This window comes from Carnobacterium sp. 17-4 (assembly GCF_000195575.1).
In the GTDB taxonomy this organism is placed as follows: domain Bacteria; phylum Bacillota; class Bacilli; order Lactobacillales; family Carnobacteriaceae; genus Carnobacterium_B.
This window is the reverse complement of sequence record NC_015391.1, coordinates 401,037-423,053: the sequence shown is the minus strand read 5'-3', so window position 1 is coordinate 423,053 and position 22,017 is coordinate 401,037. Positions and strand designations below refer to the sequence as shown.

General features: G+C 36.3%; 18 protein-coding genes and 1 tRNA gene. All 19 read right to left on the bottom strand.

The features are described from left to right. Nucleotides 1-75: 75 nt before the first annotated feature. Entirely contained in the window at nt 76-312 is a 237-nt protein-coding gene (gene secG / locus CAR_RS02080; RefSeq protein WP_035021456.1) for a preprotein translocase subunit SecG, read from the bottom strand. A 100-nt stretch (nt 313-412) separates the two neighbouring features. Further along, nucleotides 413-1,660: a DUF1015 domain-containing protein gene (locus CAR_RS02075; protein WP_013710072.1), complete on the bottom strand. Its 1,248-nt coding sequence runs from the start codon at nt 1,658-1,660 to the stop codon at nt 413-415. A gap of 8 nt (nt 1,661-1,668) precedes the next feature. Continuing rightward, the gene (locus tag CAR_RS02070) at nt 1,669-2,850 is read right to left on the bottom strand and encodes a 3-phosphoglycerate dehydrogenase family protein (RefSeq protein ID WP_013710071.1); all 1,182 of its coding nucleotides are present in this window, start codon (nt 2,848-2,850) and stop codon (nt 1,669-1,671) included. Between the two features lie 4 nt (nt 2,851-2,854). Then, entirely contained in the window at nt 2,855-3,934 is a 1,080-nt protein-coding gene (gene serC / locus CAR_RS02065) for a 3-phosphoserine/phosphohydroxythreonine transaminase (protein WP_013710070.1), read from the bottom strand. 467 nt (nt 3,935-4,401) lie between these two features. Then, nucleotides 4,402-4,899 (bottom strand): mannose/fructose/sorbose PTS transporter subunit IIB, encoded by a 498-nt coding sequence (locus CAR_RS02060; RefSeq protein WP_013710069.1) that lies wholly within the window; start codon nt 4,897-4,899, stop codon nt 4,402-4,404. Between the two features lie 57 nt (nt 4,900-4,956). Further along, nucleotides 4,957-7,797 (bottom strand): sigma 54-interacting transcriptional regulator, encoded by a 2,841-nt coding sequence (locus CAR_RS02055; protein WP_013710068.1) that lies wholly within the window; start codon nt 7,795-7,797, stop codon nt 4,957-4,959. A 455-nt stretch (nt 7,798-8,252) separates the two neighbouring features. After that, nucleotides 8,253-9,551 carry a phosphopyruvate hydratase gene (gene eno / locus CAR_RS02050; protein ID WP_013710067.1) on the bottom strand — a complete coding sequence of 433 codons (1,299 nt, stop codon included), beginning with the start codon at nt 9,549-9,551 and terminating at the stop codon, nt 8,253-8,255. 200 nt (nt 9,552-9,751) lie between these two features. Continuing rightward, complete coding sequence (gene gpmI, locus CAR_RS02045; RefSeq protein WP_013710066.1) at nt 9,752-11,281, bottom strand: 2,3-bisphosphoglycerate-independent phosphoglycerate mutase; 1,530 nt, start codon at nt 11,279-11,281, stop codon at nt 9,752-9,754. After that, on the bottom strand, nt 11,281-12,036 hold the full coding sequence (gene tpiA, locus CAR_RS02040; protein ID WP_013710065.1) for a triose-phosphate isomerase: 756 nt from the start codon (nt 12,034-12,036) through the stop codon (nt 11,281-11,283). The genes gpmI and tpiA overlap by 1 nt, the downstream gene beginning before the upstream one ends. Before the next feature lie 31 nt (nt 12,037-12,067). Further along, nucleotides 12,068-13,255, bottom strand: a complete 1,188-nt coding sequence (locus tag CAR_RS02035) for a phosphoglycerate kinase (RefSeq protein ID WP_013710064.1) — start codon at nt 13,253-13,255, stop codon at nt 12,068-12,070. Nucleotides 13,256-13,380: 125 nt separating this feature from the next. Then, on the bottom strand, nt 13,381-14,385 hold the full coding sequence (gene gap, locus CAR_RS02030) for a type I glyceraldehyde-3-phosphate dehydrogenase (RefSeq protein ID WP_041556084.1): 1,005 nt from the start codon (nt 14,383-14,385) through the stop codon (nt 13,381-13,383). A 41-nt stretch (nt 14,386-14,426) separates the two neighbouring features. Then, the gene (locus tag CAR_RS02025; RefSeq protein WP_013710062.1) at nt 14,427-15,464 is read right to left on the bottom strand and encodes a sugar-binding transcriptional regulator; all 1,038 of its coding nucleotides are present in this window, start codon (nt 15,462-15,464) and stop codon (nt 14,427-14,429) included. 270 nt (nt 15,465-15,734) lie between these two features. After that, complete coding sequence (locus CAR_RS02020) at nt 15,735-16,262, bottom strand: thioredoxin domain-containing protein (protein WP_041556083.1); 528 nt, start codon at nt 16,260-16,262, stop codon at nt 15,735-15,737. 184 nt (nt 16,263-16,446) lie between these two features. Then, nucleotides 16,447-17,040 (bottom strand): ATP-dependent Clp endopeptidase proteolytic subunit ClpP, encoded by a 594-nt coding sequence (gene clpP, locus CAR_RS02015; RefSeq protein WP_013710060.1) that lies wholly within the window; start codon nt 17,038-17,040, stop codon nt 16,447-16,449. 319 nt (nt 17,041-17,359) lie between these two features. After that, the gene (locus tag CAR_RS02010) at nt 17,360-18,340 is read right to left on the bottom strand and encodes a tRNA dihydrouridine synthase (RefSeq protein ID WP_013710059.1); all 981 of its coding nucleotides are present in this window, start codon (nt 18,338-18,340) and stop codon (nt 17,360-17,362) included. Between the two features lie 321 nt (nt 18,341-18,661). Continuing rightward, nucleotides 18,662-18,733 (bottom strand) — tRNA-Arg (locus CAR_RS02005). A gap of 177 nt (nt 18,734-18,910) precedes the next feature. Beyond that, complete coding sequence (gene whiA / locus CAR_RS02000; RefSeq protein WP_013710058.1) at nt 18,911-19,867, bottom strand: DNA-binding protein WhiA; 957 nt, start codon at nt 19,865-19,867, stop codon at nt 18,911-18,913. Nucleotides 19,868-19,901: 34 nt separating this feature from the next. Then, nucleotides 19,902-20,918 carry a gluconeogenesis factor YvcK family protein gene (locus CAR_RS01995; RefSeq protein WP_013710057.1) on the bottom strand — a complete coding sequence of 339 codons (1,017 nt, stop codon included), beginning with the start codon at nt 20,916-20,918 and terminating at the stop codon, nt 19,902-19,904. Continuing rightward, entirely contained in the window at nt 20,915-21,802 is an 888-nt protein-coding gene (gene rapZ, locus CAR_RS01990) for an RNase adapter RapZ (RefSeq protein WP_013710056.1), read from the bottom strand. Before rapZ ends, CAR_RS01995 begins: the two co-directional genes overlap by 4 nt. Nucleotides 21,803-22,017 lie beyond the last annotated feature (215 nt).

Here is a 22,017-nt window from a genome sequence, read left to right as displayed (position 1 = left end):
GTTCTTCTAAAGAACTCATAGATTTTTTTAGAAAAAAAAGCCACCTGAAGATTTCAGGTAGCTTAACTAAGTTCCTTAATTAATTGCTATATAAGCAAGTGCAAGTGCCAACGCAAAGAATAATGTTCCAAGTACTACTGTAGCACGTTGCAATACAGCCTCAAATCCGCGTGCTTTTTGTTTCCCAAATAATTGTTCAGCCCCACCGGTGAATGCACTAGCAGCATTGCTGGTCTTTGTAGGTTGCATAGCAACTACAATGATAAGTAAAACTGATACAATTAGTTCAGCAATTAAAAGTGTATCGTACAATTTCAATGCCCTCCTGTCTACCGTTTCTTCTACCCCTAACTCTAACATAAAACATAGTAAATTACTAGAAAATAAATGAACTTATCAGCTTACTATTTTCTCATTTCCACTTACTTTCAAGATCGTGAACAAATAACCCACTTAATAACTTAGGCTCAAACCAAGTCGATTTCGGAGGCAACACCTCACCACTATCTGCAACACGTATCAGTTCGTCAATAGTTGTAGGATACATAGAAAATGCCGCTGAAAATGCCCCTTCATCTACAGCATCACTCAGTGCTTGCATCCCTCGTATTCCACCAATGAAATCAATTCTTTTATCGGTACGAATATCTTCTATACCAAACAAAGGCGTCAATATATGCTCTTGTAAGAGTGAGACATCTAGTCCTTGTACTGGATGATTTGAAATGTAGGCAGGTTTTACTGTTAACTTATACCACTTGTCATTCACATACATCCCAATTGTCTTTGGTTGTTCAGGCTTGTAAGGAGAAGGTACTTTTTCAACATCAAATTTTTCAGCTAGTTTTTCTAAAAAGTCCTCTTGGATCAATCCTTTTACTACACGATTGTAATCCCAGATTGCCAATTGTGATTTTGGAAACAGTACAGCTAAGAAATAGTTGAATTCAGACTCATCTGGTGCATTTGGGTGAGTCTCTTTTCTTTTTAATGCAACTTTTACAGCCGATTCAGTTCGATGGTGACCATCCGCAATATACAATTCCGTTACGTCTTGATCAAATAATTGTTTCAACTTGTCCCTAACAGCTTCTTGATCAATGACCCATACTGTATGTTCTACCGCATGAAAACTTGAGAAGTGATAAATTGGTTCATTTTCTGCTGCCCATTTTTTAATGAGTGCATCAATCGATTCTTGATCTCGGTACGTTAAAAAAATCGGACTAGTATTTGCATCCGTTGCATCAACATGTCGAATGCGATCCACTTCTTTTTCTTCACGCGTAAATTCATGTTTTTTAATGTTATTTCCCACATAGTCCTCAATTGATGCGCAGACGACTAATCCCATTTGTGAGCGTCCATTCATCGTTAACTGATAAAGATAAAACTGCTCGGCATCCTCTTGGACCAACCAACCTTTTTGTAAAAAGTCCTTCAAATTCTCTGCGGCCTTTTGATACACTTGTTGCGCATAAGGAGAACCTTCTTCCGCTAAATCGATTTCAGCTTTATCAATGTGTAGAAAAGACTTCTCATTTTGATCTCCAATGATTCGTGCTTCGTTTGAATTCAAGACATCATAAGGAAGAGACGCAATTTCACTTGCATATTTTTCAGTTGGGCGAATAGCCTTAAACGGTTTAATTTTAACCATATCTTCTCCTACTTCCCATTTGTATTTTTAATTATGCGAACGCTTAATATGCCTTCGACACTACTAATTTTCTTAACGATCTCTTTCAACTTGTCCTCAGAAATTGATTCCACATCAATCAATGTATAGGCATAGTCTCCTCGGCTTTTATTCATTATGTTTACAATATTTACTTCATATTCTGCTAATCCAATCGACATTTGTGCTACCATATTGGTCACATTGCGATTGATAACAGCTAGTCGGATTGGCGAATTGAGAACCATTTCTACACTTGGAAAATTAACGGAGTGAACGATGTTGCCTGTTTCTAAGAAATACTTTAATGTTTTTGATGCCATTTTGGCACAATTGATTTCTGCCTCTTCTGTTGAAGCGCCTAAATGCGGTAAAACAACAGCATTATCCATCTCAATTAAACGTTCATCAGCGAAATCAGTTAAGTAGCTTTTCAATTTCCCTTTTTCAAGAGCAGCAATAACAGCAGCCACATCAACCAACTCGCCACGTGCAAAATTCAATAAAACAGCATCTTTCTTTACTAAGAGTAACTTCTCAGCGCTGATCATAGCTCTAGTTGAAGGCATCAATGGTACATGAACAGTGATATAATCAGAAGTTGTTAGTACTTCCTCAATGGTTAGCACTCTTTTGACACGACTGGAAATGCTCCAAGCCGTATCAACTGAAACATATGGATCATACCCCACTACGTCCATTCCAAGACGATATGCATCGTTTGCTACCATCGCTCCAATTGATCCCAAACCAATAACACCTAGCTGTTTTCCAGCTAACTCACTCCCAACAAACCGATTTTTTTCGGCTTCTACTTTTTTTTCTACGTCTGGACCTTTGAGCGTTTTGACCCATTCCACCCCTTCAATGATTGGACGGACCGCTAAGAGTAGACTAGCTATGATCAATTCTTTTACCGCATTTGCATTGGCTCCGGGGGTATTAAACACAACAATTCCTTTCTCAGAACATTCTTGTACTGGAATATTATTGGTTCCTGCTCCAGCACGAGCGATTGCTTTTAACTGACTGGGGAAAGTCATGCCGTGTAAATTGTGGCTTCTTAACACTATCCCATCTGGATTATCGGTTTCATTTAACTGATAATTTTCTGTTTCAAATTTTTTTAAACCATCTTCGGCTATTGCGTTATAAGTTTTAATCGCATACATACTGTTACTCCCCTTCTACTTTCGTTTCAAATTCTTTCATAAGAGCTACCAATTCAATTACTCCTTCTATTGGAAAAGCATTGTATAAACTAGCTCGCATTCCACCTACAGAACGATGCCCTTTTAAATTGATCATCCCTTGGCTTTCGGCTTGTTTGATAAACAATTTGTCTAGTTCAGCATTTCCTGTAACAAATGGAATATTGGTTAACGAACGAGAAATTTTAGAAACGGGCGAACGAAACAGCTTTGAAGAATCAATAGCTTCATAAAGTATAGCCGCCTTTTTCCGGTTTATCTTCTCAATTTCAGCAACACCGCCTAATTCTTTTAGCCATTCAAACATTAATTTAGCGGCATAAATAGCAAATGTCGGTGGAGTGTTGTACATGGAACCATTATCCGCTAGTATCTTGTAATCCAACATAGCAGGTAGGTTTTCTTTTAGTCCAATTAAATCTTCACGAACAATAACCACAGTCACACCGGCAGGCCCAATATTCTTTTGAGCTCCAGCATAAATCAATCCAAAGTCAGATACATTATAGCTACTAGACAAAATATTAGAAGACATATCCGCAACCAGCGGTACTTCACCACTAGCAGGAATGTTGAGAAAAGCTGTTCCTTCAATCGTATTATTTGTTGTGATATGCACATAATCGTATTCTTTATCTACTAAGGGAATTTCCGGATTTTCTGTAAAGCTATTTTCTTTTGAACTAGCAATAACTTCTACTGTTAATCCATCAACTTCCTGGGCTTCTTCTATAGCTTTTTCAGACCAACTTCCAGTATTAACATAAGCTACTTTAGTTTTCCCTAAATTCATGGGCAGCATTGTAAATTGTAAACTTGCACCGCCTTGCAAAAATAATACTTTATAATTTGACGGAATAGTCATGAGTTCCCGTAAAAGGGATTCTGCATCATTCATAATGGACTGGAACAAGGAAGATCGGTGACTTAATTCCATAACCGACATCCCACTGCCCTGATAGGACAATAAGTCTTCCTGTATCGTTTTTAATACGGATACCGGCATAATCGCTGGTCCTGCTGAAAAATTGTAAACTCGCTCCATTTTAATCCACTCCTAATAAATTCCTTTTAACGCTAATCTAAATCTCATAAACATGATTTTAATTATACCAGTATTTTTTTATTTAAACAGACAAATCCCCATTTTTTATATAGAAATAAAAAAAGAACTAGGAAAAATCCCAGTCCGTTTGTTTGTTAAGTTAATTTTAGTGGTTCTATAATTTTTAGTGTTGATAGGTTAATCAAAATACTCACCAAAAATTTCTGGAGGAATAGGGTGGCTTGTAGCCCTGTATAGGATTCAACGAGAATTACAAACCGTTGACGCTTCAGCGATTACGGTTTCTTTAAAGCTTGAAAGTCTGTAAGACTACAGGCTTACAGGTGGTCCTAGGGCTCCACAAGCATACCCGCCCATTCCAGAAGAAATTTCATTTTAAAGCATCCCTACTATTTGTCATACAGCTAATTTAATTGTTTTTTTCGAAATAGTTGTCTTTTTCAGTACTACACTGTTCCTTCTTTTTTCAATAAATCCATCATATAAACCTTATTATCTGTTACTACTTTACGAATCTCTAAATCGATCCCTTGCTCATTTAAATAGTGTAAATCCTGGATATCATGATGATTGACTGCAACTGCGTTTGTGATCATTTTTTTCCCATCTGAAAAACTCATTCCGCCAATATTAATGGAATCAAAACTGACTCCACCTTCCACTACTCTTCTGACATCACGTGGATTGGTAAACAGCAACATAGATTTAAAAGTATTGAATGTAGGATCATCATAGATTGAAATCATTTTATCAATAGTGATCACATTGACATTCACACCAGGAGGAGCCGCATGTTTTAACAAAGTTTTTCGCATAATATCTTGTGCTACCTCATCACTAACGACCAAAATACGGTTTACTTTTGTTACTTTTGCCCATACGGTCACAACCTGGCCATGAATCAGTCTGTCATCAATACGAACTAATCGAATTTCCATTGACATGGTACCTCATTCTCCTCATTATTATTTAAATTGATCAATACGTTACCTGTTACTTTGTTAAATAATTTCTTGATGTACATCTACTATTTTAACAATGTAAAATAATTCTGATTCTGGAATCGTCATATTTAATCTCGATTCAAGCAGTTCATTAGCTTCTTTAACAGATTGATAATAAATCGACTCTTTATTAATTGTTTCATCAGACTGACTCATCGGATCGCTGAGCAATACTCGTTCAATCACACCAGCCATATGCATCAACAAGCCTATTTGAACACTGTTGCTGAGTTTTTTATTTAATTTCCCTTCTATAATTTCTGTATAATCCCACAATATATTGATAAACTTTTGCGGATTGAGAAAGGTAAAGTAAGTACCCAAATATTCTTCACATAGCTGCTTCGTATCAACAGATTCCACATAACTTCCTTCAGCATATTGCTGTTCCAAAATGACTTGCTTAACTTTTTCATCTCCGGAAGACTGGAACAATTCTTCTAAAGATAAATGCGGAACATTTAATGCTGGTTTTGCTATTCCTGCTGTGGCTAACACTTGATAATCTTGCGAAATTTTTTGAACTTCTTCTTCCATACCCACTAAAGAAATGGAAAAAATTTCAATGGTTTCATCAATAAAATCTTCTAATAAACTTTCTACACGTTCTTTGATACGGATGGCTGTTCCTTCACCTGTTGAACAAATCGTAATAATAGCTTTCGGCTTGTAGATCTCTTGTTGTTTTGATGCGGATAGAAAGACCGGTTTGTCTTCGGGAAGGTTGCTATATCCTCTGAAGTTTTTTAAAGACCAATAAATTTCATCTAATTGATTGTCCATAAAAGACGTCTTTCGTGCAGCTTCTAATACTAGAGGTGTGGTTACCATATCCAGTGTTTTTACAGCGATATCTGTCTCACGCATCGCTTTCACGCCAAACGTTGTTAAGGAACCCATATCAACCAATAGCAATACACCTTTGCCTTCATTTACATTTTGAATAGACTTTAGTACCAATTTATAGGCTTGCTGAGGACTCATTTCCAAAGGCATGTCTACAGCCTCAATATTTTCAACGTCCAGTAATTTAGCCACAACTTGAACCATGCTTGTCGCTGTCGAGCGTCCATGCGCGGCAACAACGATCCCAACATCGCCTAAATTATTTTGTTCCTTTAAAGAGACCAACAACATGGTTAGATACCAGCACTCTACTTCTGGAACATTAATTTGGTAGTTCTCTTTCATATGATTTTTAATCATAATGGCTACTTCATATTCATTTTGGTAATTCAAAATCAATTTATCCAATTCACTGTTTTGTTTGATTTGAACAAAACCTTCTTTTGAACGTTTGATAAATGAACTAAGATGCAAACTCATAGCGTATAAGAAATTTTGTTTAAAATGATACCCTAAATGGTCTTCTGCCATTTTCCAAATTTCTTTCGTTAGTGTGATTACTTCTTGCTCAACAATATCTCTTAAATTATGCTCATTATTAGGAATCAATTGATTGGTTTTATAAAATGATTTCAAATGAAGATTAATGTCTGTTGTAATAAAATTCTCAATGTCATCCTGGTTCAATCCTTCATCTTTGAGCATAACAGCCTTATCTCCGATGATTTCATATAAGTTAAACGGTAATTCATAAGTATCCTGTTCTAACATATAGACAGAATCTTTAGGATGGATAATCATGCGCGGTTCAAGGTAGTTACTGATTTCATTCAGTTCATCTCGATTTCTCGCAAGATTAACCAACCCTTCCTGCAGCTCTCCTGTTAATAAATCCATGTTGATCAGCATCTCTTCATTGTTGTCCATGCTGTTCAAAAAAGCTTTAGCACAAGCCAATTGAATACTTGATTTCAACTGACCAATGTTTCCATAAGTAACGCTTCCCAGTAAGGCTTTAACAACATTTTCTTCAATAACGATTCGTTTATCAATACGATTCGCTTCAATAGACAATAATAATTTGAGCAATTGAATGCGTTCATTGGCTGGCCGTTCATTAAATGCTGGCAACTGAATCGTTACTGGAATACGTCGTACAAACGTTTTCAATAAAGCTGAACTTGGATCTTCGGTTGTTGCACAAATAATTCGAACTTTAGCTGAATACCTTTTTTCAGTTTCTCCCATTGGTTGAAATGTACCAGTATCCATAAAGTAAAACAACATTTCTTGTCCTTCTGGTGGTAAGCGATGAATTTCGTCTAAGAACAACATATTGTTGTCTGATTTTAACAATAAACCTTCTTTTGCCTCTGTAGCTCCAGTATAAGCGCCCTTAGTGTGTCCAAATAAGTGAGACATCAGCAACTGCGGATTTTGCGAATAATCTGCACAGTTAAAAATAATTAAGGACTGCTTCGGTTCAATGATGCCTTTATCCTGAGAATACTGATACATAGCATTGGCAAAAAAAGTTTTTCCTGATCCAGTCGGTCCAATAATCAGGCTGTTTAATCCTTTTGGTGGATAAAAAATGGCCGCTTTTGCTTGCTCCATTTGATTTTTCAGACTGCCCTTTGACCCAATCATGTATTCAAATAAACTATGGTCTTTTTTTCTAGCATCATTTGTTTTTTCTATTGTCGGTTTCTTTTTGATTAGTGATTCATCTTTATAGGATTTTACAGCTTTAGATAAAGGTTTCCACTTTAAGCAACTGCTGTCAATATATCGCACAGGTCTTCCTTCAAGTTTCGCTATTTTTCCTTCACGAACTAGAAGATTTAATTCTTTGCTTACATTAGTGCGAACAATATTCAAAGCATCAGAAATTTCGCTAGTCGTTAGTCCTGACCCGAAATCTATTTCTTCACTAGTAAGTTTTTCCGTATGCTTTTTAACAAACTGATAAACTAAATCTTTTCTCTTCATTTAGTTACCTGCCTTCCTATATTCTTAATCGCTTACATTCTATCACAAATATACCAATTTGTATCATTAATTTTGATACAGTAAAATTTGTGTATCAAAATCAAAACGATTGTTCATTTTTTGTTCACTTTTAATATAAAAAATTTGATGATTGATATGGTGCTTAAAATAAAATCTCTTCTGGAATGACAGGTTTGCTTGTGGATAACCATGGGACCGCTTGAAGCCTGTAGACTTCAGAGCTTTCAAGCCTTAAACAAAGTGTACATTGAACCCTTTACATGGCTACAAGCACTCCCTATTCCTCCAAAGATTTCCTGTAATCGACTTGTTGATTATATTCTAATAGCTTAAAAAAAAATAAATTTTTAACAAAACAAAAAACACTTCATTAGTTGCGTTGCCTCAACTAATGAAGTGTTTCTCTATTAAAGAATTTAGTTTAACTTAAATTCTTATTTGTTTTTTAGGTTGTAGAAAGCTTGTAAACCTTCGTATACAGCTAAGTCGCCTAATTGATCTTCGATACGTAACAATTGGTTGTATTTAGCAATACGGTCAGTACGACTTAATGAACCAGTTTTGATTTGTCCTGCATTTGTTGCAACTGCGATATCAGCAATAGTTGAATCTTCAGTTTCACCAGAACGGTGAGAGATTACTGCAGTGTAACCAGCTTTTTTAGCCATTTCGATAGCGTCAAATGTTTCTGTTAATGTACCGATTTGGTTAACTTTGATAAGGATAGAGTTTGCTACTCCCTTATCAATAGCTTTAGCTAATTTTTCAGTGTTTGTAACGAATAAATCGTCACCAACGATTTGAACTTTATCGCCTAAAACTTCAGTTAATTTTTTAGTACCTTCCCAGTCATTTTCATCTAATCCATCTTCGATAGAAATAATTGGGTATTTTTCAACTAAGTTTTTGTAGATTTCGATCATTTCTTCAGCAGTTTTTTCACCTTCGCCTGAATCAGCTAAGTCATAAACACCTTTTTCACTGTTGTAGAATTCTGATGAAGCAGCATCCATTGCAAGCATAACGTCTTCACCTGGTTTGTAACCAGCTTTTTCGATAGCTTCGATAATAACTTCGAAACCTTCTTCATTAGAGCTTAGGTTAGGAGCGAATCCACCTTCGTCACCAACTGAAGTAGCTAAACCTCTTGATTTTAAGATTCCAGCTAATGCATGGAATACTTCAGCACCCATACGTAAAGCTTCTTTGAATGAAGGAGCTCCTACAGGCATGATCATGAATTCTTGGAAATCAATACTGTTGTCAGCATGAGATCCACCATTGATGATGTTCATCATAGGAGTTGGCAATACTTTAGTATTGAAGCCTCCTAGGTATTGGTATAAAGGAACATCTAGGTAGTCAGCAGCAGCACGTGCTACAGCGATAGAAACACCTAAAATAGCGTTAGCGCCTAATTTAGATTTGTTTGGAGTTCCGTCTAATTCGATCATTGTTTTGTCAATTGCCATTTGATCGCGAACGTCAAATCCAATAAGAGCTTCAGAGATAACGTTGTTTACGTTTTCTACTGCTTTCAAAACACCTTTTCCAAGGTAACGAGCTTTATCTCCGTCACGTAATTCAATTGCTTCATGTTCCCCAGTTGATGCACCAGATGGAACCATACCACGGCCAAATGCTCCGCTTTCTGTGTAAACTTCTACTTCGATTGTTGGGTTACCGCGTGAGTCTAATACTTCACGAGCTAAAATATCTGTAATAAATGGCATTTAATTTCTCTCCTTTGAGTGTACAAAATTTTTAGTGCCAGGGCTTTGCCCATAGCTTCATTTTAGTGATTTTGGCTGTTAAATGCAAACACTTTAGGTCTTGTCTAACAGTTTCTTTTACTAAACTTATCTAATTGAAAGAATCTATGCAAAGTCTGCAGCTTTTACATCGTTATCTTTCGCATAACAGATAGTTTATTTTACTTTTGAATCAAAGATTCACCAGTCATATCATCTGGTTTTTCAATGTTTAATAAATCTAACATCGTTGGTGCAATATCAGCTAAACGTCCGCCTTCGCGTAGTGTTGCTCCTTCTTTAGTTACAATTACAGGAACAGGCACAGTTGTATGAGCCGTATGCGGTTTGCCCTCAGGTGTCATCATTGTATCTGCATTACCGTGATCGGCAAAGATAATTGCATATCCGCCTTTAGCAGTAATTGCATCTACTACACGACCTAAGTTTTCATCAACAGCTTCGATAGCTTTGATTGTCGGTTCAAGCATACCTGAGTGTCCAACCATATCCGGGTTAGCAAAGTTTAAGATAATCGCGTCATGCTTATCCGCTTCAATATCTGCTACTAATGCATCCGTTACTTCGTAAGCACTCATTTCAGGTTTCAGATCATATGTTTCCACTTTTGGAGATGGAATCAAGATACGATTTTCACCCGGGAACTCTTCATTGCGTCCGCCATTCATAAAGAAAGTAACGTGCGGATATTTTTCCGTTTCCGCAATACGCAATTGAGAAAGTCCATGAGCTGATAGAACTTCACCTATAACATTTTTCAATGCAATCGGTGGGAAAGCTATTTCAGCTTTAATGCTTGGGTTATACATTGTCATTGTTACAAGTTTAAGATTTTGTGCTCTTTGTCCACGATCAAAGAATTCCCATTCGTCATCCGTAATGGCATTTGACAATTGGATAGCACGGTCAGGACGGAAGTTGAAGAAAATGATGGAATCATTGTCTTGTAAAGTTGCTACAGGTTTCCCATCTTTTTCAATAACTGTTGGCATAACAAACTCGTCAAATTTTTCTTTGTCATAACTTGTTTGTACAGCTTCTAGTGCGCTAGTTGCCTTAACGCCTTCACCATGAGCAACAGCGTTATACGCTTTTTCTACACGTTCCCAACGTTTGTCGCGGTCCATAGCATAGAAACGACCAGAAACAGTAGCAATCTCTCCTGCTCCGATTTCTTTGATAGCTTTTTCTAATTGTTCCACATATTTGATTCCAGAATTAGGTGCTACATCACGTCCATCAAGGAAAGCATGAACATAAATATTTGGTACACCTTTTTCTTTTGCTGTTTTAATTAATGAAATCAAATGATTGATGTGACTGTGTACTCCACCATCTGATAAAAGTCCAAACAAGTGCAAATTAGATTGGTACTTGATCGTTCTTTCCATTGCATCGCTTAAAACAGGATTTGTTTGAAATTCGCCATCTTCAATTGCTTTATCAATACGTGTTAAGCTTTGATAAACAACTCGTCCAGCTCCGATATTTGTATGTCCAACTTCAGAATTCCCCATTTGTCCTTCTGGAAGACCTACATCTAGTCCTGAAGCTTTTAACGTACTATGAGGGTATTTTTCTAAAAGATGGTCAAAATTTGGTTTATTGGCTTGAGCTACAGCGTTACCCATTACTTCATTACGCCATCCTAATCCATCTAAGATGATGATGGCTACAGGTGCTTTTGTCATTATTTAACAGCCTCCAATAATGCTAAGAACGATTCTGCTTCTAAGCTTGCTCCTCCTACTAAAGCTCCATCAATATCTGATTCAGCCATGTATTCAGCAATATTCTCAGGTTTTACACTTCCGCCGTATTGAATACGTACAGCATCAGCAGCATCTTGAGAAACTTCTTTTGCAATTGTTTGACGAATAACTGCACAAGTATCGTTTGCGTCTTTTGAAGTAGAAGATTTGCCAGTTCCGATTGCCCAGATTGGTTCATAAGCAATAACTGATTCAGCTATTTGACCTTCTGTTAAGCCAGCAATTGCTGCTTTAACTTGTCCGCTTACCCATTCATTTGTTTCTCCAGCTTCACGTTGTTCTAACGTTTCACCACAGCAAATGATTGGAGTCATACCATTTTTGAAAATAGCATGTGCTTTTTTATTAATTTCTTCATCTGTTTCATGGAAGAATTCACGACGCTCAGAGTGACCAATGATTACATAGTTTACTCCTAAGTCTCCTAAAGCAGCAGGACTGATTTCGCCTGTGAATGCTCCAGCTTCTTCAAAGTAGCTGTTTTGAGCTGCAATTTTTAATTCTGTTCCTTCTGATGCTTTAACTAACGATTGTAAGTATAAAGCAGGAGATCCAATAACTGAATCTACTTGTTCAGAAGAAGGTATTCTTGTTTTAACTGCTTCTACAAACTCAGCAGCCTCAGCAGCTGTTTTGTTCATTTTCCAGTTACCAGCAATAATAGGTTTACGCATAACATAACTTCCTTTCTCTAATTGAACTGAATTATTTATCTGAAATAGATGCTACTCCTGGAAGCTCTTTACCTTCAAGGTATTCCAATGATGCTCCGCCACCTGTAGAGATGTGAGTAAATTGATCTGCAAAGCCTAATTGCATTGCTGCAGCTGCAGAGTCTCCTCCACCAATAATTGTCGTTGCATCTGTTAAGTTAGCAATTGCTTCACAAACACCGACTGTTCCTTGAGCAAAGTTAGACATTTCAAATACGCCCATAGGTCCGTTCCATACAACTGTTTTAGCACCTTGTAATTCTTTAGTGAATAATTCAATTGTTTTTGGTCCAATATCAAGACCCATTTGATCAGCTGGTACAGCACCATCATGAATTTCAGTTGGTGCATCGTTACTGAATTCTGGAGATGTAACAGAATCGATTGGCAAGACTAATTTGTCTCCGCCTTTTTCAATCAATGTTCTAGCTAATTCAATTTTGTCTTCTTCGACTAATGATTTCCCAATTTCAACACCTTTTGCAGCATAGAAAGTATACGTCATTCCGCCACCGATAAGAACTTTATCTGCTTTGCTTAATAAGTTTTCGATAACACCAATCTTATCACTAACTTTTGCTCCACCTAAAATTGCCACGAATGGACGTTTAGGTTCGTCAACTGCGCCACCGATAAATTTGATTTCTTTATCCATCAAGAAGCCAGCAGCACTTTCAAGATTTGAAGCAATCCCTACGTTAGAAGCATGCGCACGGTGAGCCGTACCAAATGCATCATTAACAAAAACATCGCCTAAGCCAGCCCAATATTTCCCAAGTTCAGGATCATTTTTGCTTTCTTTTTTACCATCGATGTCTTCAAAACGTGTATTTTCAACTACTAATACATCACCAGTGTTTAATCCAGCAATAGCAGTTTCTAATACTTCGCCACGTGTTTCAGGTACAAATGTTACATCTTTTCCTAATAATTCGCTTAAACGATCAGCGACTGGACGTAAACTTTTACCTTCTTTATCTTCTTCAGTTTTTACTTTTCCTAAGTGAGAGAATAACACTACTTTCCCACCTTGTTCAATAATATATTGAATAGTTGGCAATGCTGCTTGAATACGGTTGTCATTAGTAATAACTCCGTCTTTCATTGGAACGTTGAAGTCTGCACGCACTAAAACTTTTTTACCATTAAGGTCTAAATCAGTTACAACTTTTTTTACCATTAAGGTTCCTCCTCTAAAGAGTAATTATGTGTAAATACTAATCTTTGAAAAAAGAAAAGCGAGGAAGCGCGCTGCCTCCCCGCTTTTTACTATTCTCTATCCTAATTTAAGTTTCTCGTTAAAGATTAACCTAATTTAGCAAAGTATTCTAAAGTACGAATTAATTGTGAAGTATATGACATTTCGTTGTCATACCAAGCAACAGTTTTAACGATTTGTTTGTCACCAACAGTGATAACTTTCGTTTGTGTTGCATCGTATAATGAACCGAATGACATTCCTAAGATATCAGAAGAAACGATTGCGTCTTCAGTATATCCGTAAGATTCGTTAGCAGCTGCTTTCATTGCTGCATCTACTTCTTCAGCAGTTACTTTTGTTCTTAATACTGTTTGTAATTCAGTTAATGAACCAGCAGCAACAGGAACACGTTGTGCAGCTCCATCTAATTTACCTTTTAATTCTGGTAATACTTCACCGATTGCTTTAGCAGCACCAGTTGTGTTAGGAATAATATTAGCTGCTGCAGCACGAGCACGACGGAAGTCGCCTTTTGGATGTGGAGCATCTAATGTATTTTGGTCACCTGTGTAAGCGTGGATAGTTGTCATTAATCCTAATTCAATACCAAATTTGTCATTTAGTACTTGAGCCATAGGAGCTAAACAGTTAGTAGTACAAGAAGCACCAGAGATAACTGTTTCAGAACCGTCAAGAATTTCGTGGTTTACATTGTAAACGATTGTTTTCATGTTACCAGTTGCTGGTGCAGAAATAACAACTTTTTTAGCTCCTGCTTTGATGTGTAATTCAGCAGCTTCTTGAGTAGTGAAGAAACCAGTACATTCTAATACGATTTCAACTCCAAGCTCTCCCCATGGAAGTTCTTCTGGGTTACGGTTGCTTAAAACTTTAACGTCTTTACCATTAACAGTAAATGCGCCATCTTTAACTTCAACGTCACCGTTGAAACGTCCTTGTGTTGTATCATATTTTAATAAGTGAGCTAACATTTTTGGATCTGTTAAGTCGTTAACTGCTACCACTTCAATACCTTCTAATTCTTGAATACGACGGAATGCAAGACGTCCAATACGTCCAAAACCGTTGATACCTACTTTAACTGTCATAAATAGATTTCCTCCTTTAGGAATCATGCAATATATTTATTTTAAAGGGTTATCCCTGTTAAAATCTCGTTAGCAGCACCCTCATCTGTGATGAGCCACGTATGGCGTGGTGCCTTTTTCATATGAGCCTCAATTGCTTTTGCTTTGGATTTACCACCAGCTACTGCGATCACACTAGCAATATCTGCCAGTTTTCCAGATTGCAAACCAATGCGTGGTATTTTATAGACCACTTCACCAGACTGATTGTAAAATTCTCCAAACGCTTCCCCAACTGCTGCTTTAGTTTCAATCAGAGCTAGAACCTCTTCTTTCATCCCTCTGCGTTCTGCCATAAGCTTAGCGTCTCCGATGCCATATAAAACACAATTCGCATCATCAACCAGCTTAAGTGTTTTTTTTATTCCCGGTTCTTGTAATAGCGGTTTATATGTTTCTACGCTTACTTGTTCCGGAACATAAAGAACACGGTTTTTGCCACCTGTTTTTTGTGCCATTAAAGCACTAATTGAATTAGCTTGAATATCGACTGATTCTCCTAATCCACCTCTGGCAGGAACAAACATTAACTTTCTTTTGCGAGAAAGAGTTTCATTCATTTGATTTGCCGCTTCTGCCATAGTAGTACCACCCATAATAGCAATAATATTATCGCCTTCCGGAAGTAAAAAGTCTAAAGCTTCTACTGCAGCACGACCCATCTCTTCATGTAATTTCGACTGTTCATCTACATCACCAGAAATAATCACACAGTGTTCAATCTCCAAATAAGAAGCGAGTTTTTTCTCTTTCTCTTTCATCCCCAAAAGTTGACCCATTAACTGATCTAATTGGTGGTAAACGGATTCCCCTTTTTCGGTTAGCTCCATTCCCATTTTTGAAGTTTTTATCAGCCCTTGTTTCTTTAAGCCTTCTGATTCTGTACGTAGAACACGTTCTGTAATCCCCATACGATCAGATACAACTCTTCTTCCAACAGGACCCAATAAAAAAACATTGCGCAAAATGTGGTAACGATTCTGCAGTGTATACATGATATCTGGAATGACTTCTTCAATAACAGATAATACATTTTGCATAAGCGACCTCTTCCTACGTTGGTCGCTTTGTGACCGCGTTAGTCGTTCAGCGACCATTGCTACTTAAAAAAACAAGAGAATCAAAATGAAAATCAAACTTTCAGTTTCCTGTACATGTTTTCTTATCATTCAACAGTAGCACTAAAAAAGTGCTATTACCATCTCTCACAACGTTAATTGTACCAGTTATCTATTAATCTTTCAACTATTATGTTTATAAGTTTTCCATTAAAATTGTGTAGAAGATATGTCTTTTTCACAAGCTATTTTTTAAATGCGCGCTTCAATCAAGTTTTTGAGTTCTTGTTGCGTAATATGCTCATCAAAAATTTCTTCACCAATAAACACGGTTGGTACAAATACAACATTTGCTTGGTTCGCCTCTTGGATAATTTCTTGAGCTGCCAATTCATTTGATTGTAAGGTTAATTTTCTTTTCTCAACTACATAAGCAGCTATATCATCAAACGATTCTAAATTTCCCCACTCATCTTGGTGAGCAAAAAAGAAATCGATGTCTTCAAGCGCTTTTTCAGGATTTGAATAATCTAAATAACGGTGCACAATATTCCCTTTTTTTAAACTCGGTTTTTCTTTATCAAAATGCTTAATGATTCGCTGTACTTTCCCAGCAAAAACATATTCGGTTAATACATCTTTTGAATCTTCATACCACATTTTGCAATAAGGGCATTTTAAATTAATAAATTCAATCACTTTAACTGGAGCGTCATCACTTCCAATTTTAATTCCATAAGCGGTATTTACTTTGTCTGCCTTTATGTTACTGATATCCATCAAATATCCTCCCTTTTTCACTTGTTAATTCTATTATACAGATAATATTGGATCAATTAAATGGATTCAACTTATAATCATTTCACTGACTAATAGAGCAAAAAAAAAGAGACTGAAGCGTTGCTCTAATCTCTTTTTTCTTTACTCTTCACTTATATTACTTATCTAAACGAGTCTACACTATTTAGCTTAAAGCTGAGCTGTTTTCCATGATTTCATCAATCAAACCATAAGCTTTTGCATCTTCTGCAGACATATAGTTATCACGATCTGTATCGCGTTTGATTACTTCAATCGGTTGTCCTGTGCGATCTGATAAAATTTTATTCAAGCGTTCACGTGTATTAAGAATGTGACGAGCAGCAATTTCAATTTCAGTAGCTTGCCCTTGAGATCCGCCTGATGGTTGGTGAATCATAATTTCAGCATTCGGTAATGCGTAACGTTTTCCTTTTGTACCAGCTGTCAATAAGAAACTACCCATTGAAGCAGCCATTCCCATTGCTATAGTTTGTACATCTGCTTTAATAAAGTTCATTGTATCAAAAATCGCTAAACCAGCAGTTACACTACCACCTGGAGAATTAATATAAATATAAATATCTTTTTCAGAATCTTGTGCATCTAAAAATAATAGCTGAGCGATTACAGCATTTGCTAGATCATCGTCTACTGGACCACTTAACATGATAATACGGTCTTTTAAAAGACGTGAGTAAATGTCATAGGCACGTTCACCTCTTGATGACTGTTCGATTACTGTAGGGACTAAATTCATAATTTGTTTCCTCCTCAATTATTCGTTTCTTTTATAGTGCAATTAAACGATTCACACTATGAGTTACTAAGTATATTTTACTCCATTGGTCAAAAAAGGTCAATTTTTTTCGTTTGCTAACTTTGAAAAAAAAGTGATTAGAATTTATACTCTAATCACAAAAACAACCTTAAAAACTTTAATACAATTCAATCATTTTCAATAAAATAATTATAACATAAATATTTTATTCAAAAAATCATAAGCTTCTAAAAGGTTATTATCTACTTCATCTTTTATCCACCATAAAAAAATTAATCTTAATAGAGCGATACTCTTTTTATTCCCCTAAAATATCCTTATTCTTTTCTTCAAATTCATCAAGTAATGCACGGGCTTGATTCGTTGTTTCTGTTTCCATCAACTGCACTCTTAAATCACTCGCTCCACGAATACCACGAACATAGATTTTAAAAAAACGACGAAGTGGTCTGAATGCACGGGGTTCATCAACGGTATATTTATCAAAAAGATCTAAGTGCAATCTAAATAAATTCAGCAATTCTTGGCTGCTGTGCTCTTTTGGTTCTTTTTCAAATGCATAAGGGTTATGAAAAACACCACGCCCAATCATAACGCCGTCCACACCATATTCTTCAACAAGTTTCAAACCTGTTTCGCGATCTGGAATGTCTCCATTAATCGTCAAAAGTGTCTGAGGTGCAATTTCATCACGCAATTTTTTTATTTCTGAAATCATTTCCCAGTGCGCATTGCCCTTACTCATTTCTTTTCTTGTCCGTAAATGGATAGAAAGATTAGCAATATCTTGTTCAAAAACGTGTGTCAACCAATCACGCCATTCATCGATATTTGTATAACCCAATCGGGTCTTGACACTTACCGGTAGTCCTCCTGTTTTTGCTGCTTGGATTAAATCTGCAGCAACAGTAGCACGACGAATAAGACCACTACCTTTTCCTTTACCTGCTACATTTGGTACCGGGCAGCCCATATTAATATCGATTCCTTTAAAACCTTGTTCTGCCATACCAATGCTCATTTGGCGGAAGTGTTCTGGTTCGTCTCCCCATATATGAGCTACCATCGGTTGTTCATCTTCAGTAAAGGTTAAACGACCACGTACACTATCGCGCCCTTCTGGATGGCAATAACTAACGGTATTTGTAAACTCTGTAAAAAACACATCTGGTTTACCTGCTGCACTCACTACATGACGAAACACAACATCCGTTACATCTTCCATCGGTGCCAATACAAAAAACGGACGTGGCAAATCTTGCCAAAAATTTTCTTTCATTTTCAATAATCGATCCTTCCATAACGGGCTATTAGCTCATACCTTCACCCAAATTGTATATACACAAACTATATATATATCCGTTCAATAATGATTTTTTAACAGTTGGAATTATACAGCCATTTGTAAAATAAGTCCAACCAATGAAAATTACAAGAGATATTGCAGAACAAATGAGATAGAAAAAAAGATCCAAAAATCGCAAGTATTCCCACGAAATTCGGGTCTGAATTTTACATGTATTCACTTCAATAGTATGTGGTAATTGTACGACACACATTTCAAAGTATTGTTATACCAACATCGTTAGGCACGCTTAAATGCCCCCTGAGGGAATCGAACCCCCATTTCAAGAATCGGAATCTTGCGTGATATCCATTACACTAAGGGGACTGCTATACTCAAACGAACTTGTTTAAGAAGCTATCCTATTTTGACAATCGCCAAAATACCAACTATTACAGTGTAGCCCAGTTATAATGAAAAAACAAGCAGAATTTATAGACTGACCAAGTCTACATTTCTCTCCGAAACGATAAATTTCTTTCATGTCTTTATACATATATTTTTTTAATTGCCTACAACGGATCTTGTATGTTCCTTAGTTCTTAAGTTTTCTGCCATCTCATTCAGCTTGCGCAAACGATGATTGATTCCGGATTTACTAATTGTCCCGCTAGGAATCATTTCTCCTAATTCTTTTAGCGTTACTTCTGGATATTCTAAACGCACAAGTGCGATTTCTCTTAGTTTTGTGGGAATTTTATCTAATCCAATCATCTCATCAATAAATTTAATGCTTTCAATTTGTTTACTTGCCGCATCAATCGTCTTATTTAGATTGGCATTTTCACAATTGACTAAACGATTTACTGAATTCCTCATATCTCTGATGATTCGTACATCTTCAAACTTAAGCATTCCACTTGTTGCGCCAATTAAAGCTAAAAAATCCGCAATTTTTTCTGCTTCTTTCAAATAAGTAATATACCCATTTCGTCTTTCTAATGTACGAGCGTTCATATCGAATTGATTCATCATTTGACAAATATCATCATTATGTTCCTCATAACTCGAATGAATTTCAAGATGATAACGACTTGTTTCTGGATTATTCACGGATCCTCCTGCTAAAAAAGAGCCTCGTAAATACGATTTTACTTTTTGAGTATTCATCATTACTTCGTCTGAAACATGGCTATGAAAAGACATTCCCTCCATAATAGATAAATCTGAGAGAACCTCTTTCGTTCCGTGTTTTAACCGTACAATATACACATTGTTTTTCTTTAATTTCATTTTCCGCCGAACCAACAATTCACTTTCAACATCAAAATGATCTTTCAACAACACATAGATTCTTCTTGCAATAGCTGCATTTTCAGTTTGTACGTTTAAAATAAATTTTTTATCAACTAAGCCAACCGTTCCATTCATGCGAATTAACGCAGCTAACTCAGCTTTAGCGTGCTCCCTATGAACTTCTAATTGAGTCAATTCTTTTTTTACTTCTGAGGCATAAGACATGGAGTAACCCCCTTTCTATTATTTATTCCTTTATTTAGTAATTATTTCTTTTTTCTAATCGTCTATTATCAAAAGCTATTTTAAATAATTCATCCACAACTTTTGTTCCATTATGAAAGACTCCTTGGTCTCTTAATTCAAGGAAATCATCCGATATAATAGAAGGAACTTCCTCAGCTAATCCTTTAAAATCATGGGCTACTTGTACTAAGTACTCATTATAGCGTTCGGTATCCATATAGTTTTCCGGAACTTCACCGATATTAACCAAAACCGTATCAATGAATTTTTTTCCTAAGTGTTGATGCAACACACATATGTGATCAGCATCCGTAAAATTTTCGGTTTCGCCAAGCTGAGTCATGATATTGCAAATGTAAACAACTTTTGCTTCAGTCTCTTTAACCGCTTCCCCTAAATCATCAATCATTAGATTGGGTAAAATACTCGTGAATAAGCTTCCTGGTCCTAAAACAACCATATCTGCATCATGAATAGCTGCAATGACTTTTCTAGAAGCTTTAGCTTTATGATCATCTTCTACTGTTGTTACATATACACGTTCTATTTTTTTTCTTTCTTTGGCAATTTTTGATTCGCCTGAAATTTTAGACCCATCTTCAAAAATAGCATGCAACGTTAAAGGTTCTTCTGCTGCTGGGTAAACGTGTCCCTCTACTAACATCATTTTAGACAATAATTGAATGGCTTCAAAAATACTTCCTCTCATTTCAGACATAGCCGCAATGACCAGGTTCCCAATTGAGTGTCCTGCTAAAAAGTTATCATTTGTATCAAATCGATACTGAAAAATTTCTTTTTGAACAGGAGGAATATTGGAAAGAGAGATCAACACATTACGAATATCTCCTGGCGGAACGATATTGGCATAGTTCCTTAACGTTCCGCTACTTCCTCCATCATCAGCAACAGTTACAATGGCTGTTACATCTGCTTCTTTTGATTTTAAACCATTCAAAATTACAGGTAATCCAGTACCTCCGCCAATGACCACAATTTTAGGTCTATTTTTCTTTCTTTCTTGTATCATGAACGATTCACCGATTCTTTAACCTTTCCTTTATCGCGATGAGTTACATGGACAGGGTACCCATCGATTTCAATTTTCTGAGCAATCCGTTCAACTAAGGCTACTGAACGGTGTTTTCCACCCGTACAGCCAATTGCGATAGTAACATTGTTTTTACCTTCTTTTTTGTATCCCGGCAAAATATACTCTAATAAATCTGTAAATTTACGATAAAATATTTCTGTTTCTGGTTGTTTCATTACATAGTCATAAACAGGTTTATCTTGACCTGTTAATGGTCTTAAACTATCAATATAATGAGGATTAGGTAAAAAGCGGACATCCATCACTACATCTGCATCAATTGGTAAGCCATATTTGAATCCAAATGATACCATTTCAATTCTAAATAACTCAGTATCAACAGTTTTAAAATTACTATTGATTTTTTCTCTTAATTGTCGTGGCGTCAATTTCGTTGTATCAATCACAATTTGTGCTCGCCCTTTTATGTCTTCTAATAATTCTCTTTCTTTTTTTATTCCTACAATAAGACGTCCATTCATTGCTAAAGGATGTGTGCGTCGTGTTTCTTTATAACGAGAAACCAATTCTTCATCACTTGCATCTAAATAGACTATTTTTGTGGTCACAAAAGAGGTATTATCCATAGATTCCAAAGCTGTTACGATTTCTTCAAAGAAGGCTCTCGAACGTAAATCAATCACTAAAGCAATTTTTGTTAATTTACCAGATTCTTTAACTAATTCCCAAAATTTCGGCAGTAAGCTTGGCGGCATATTGTCCACACAAAAATAACCCATATCCTCAAAACTCTGCATTGCCACTGTTTTACCTGCTCCACTCATTCCAGTAAGAATGACTAATTGTAGACTATCTACCATCTTATTCGCCTCTTTCTTTTGGTTCTTTGGACTTCACTTAACTCATTATAGCATGCCGGGTGTGTCGTGTATAGTTATCTCAAGCTTTTCCTTGAAACTTAATCAATCCTTAGTCAATTTGCCAAAGGTACGACATTTTTGTATTCTAGATTACATAAAAAAACTGACCTCCAAACGCTAGATTTTTGGTCTAACATTTAAGGGTCAGTATAAAT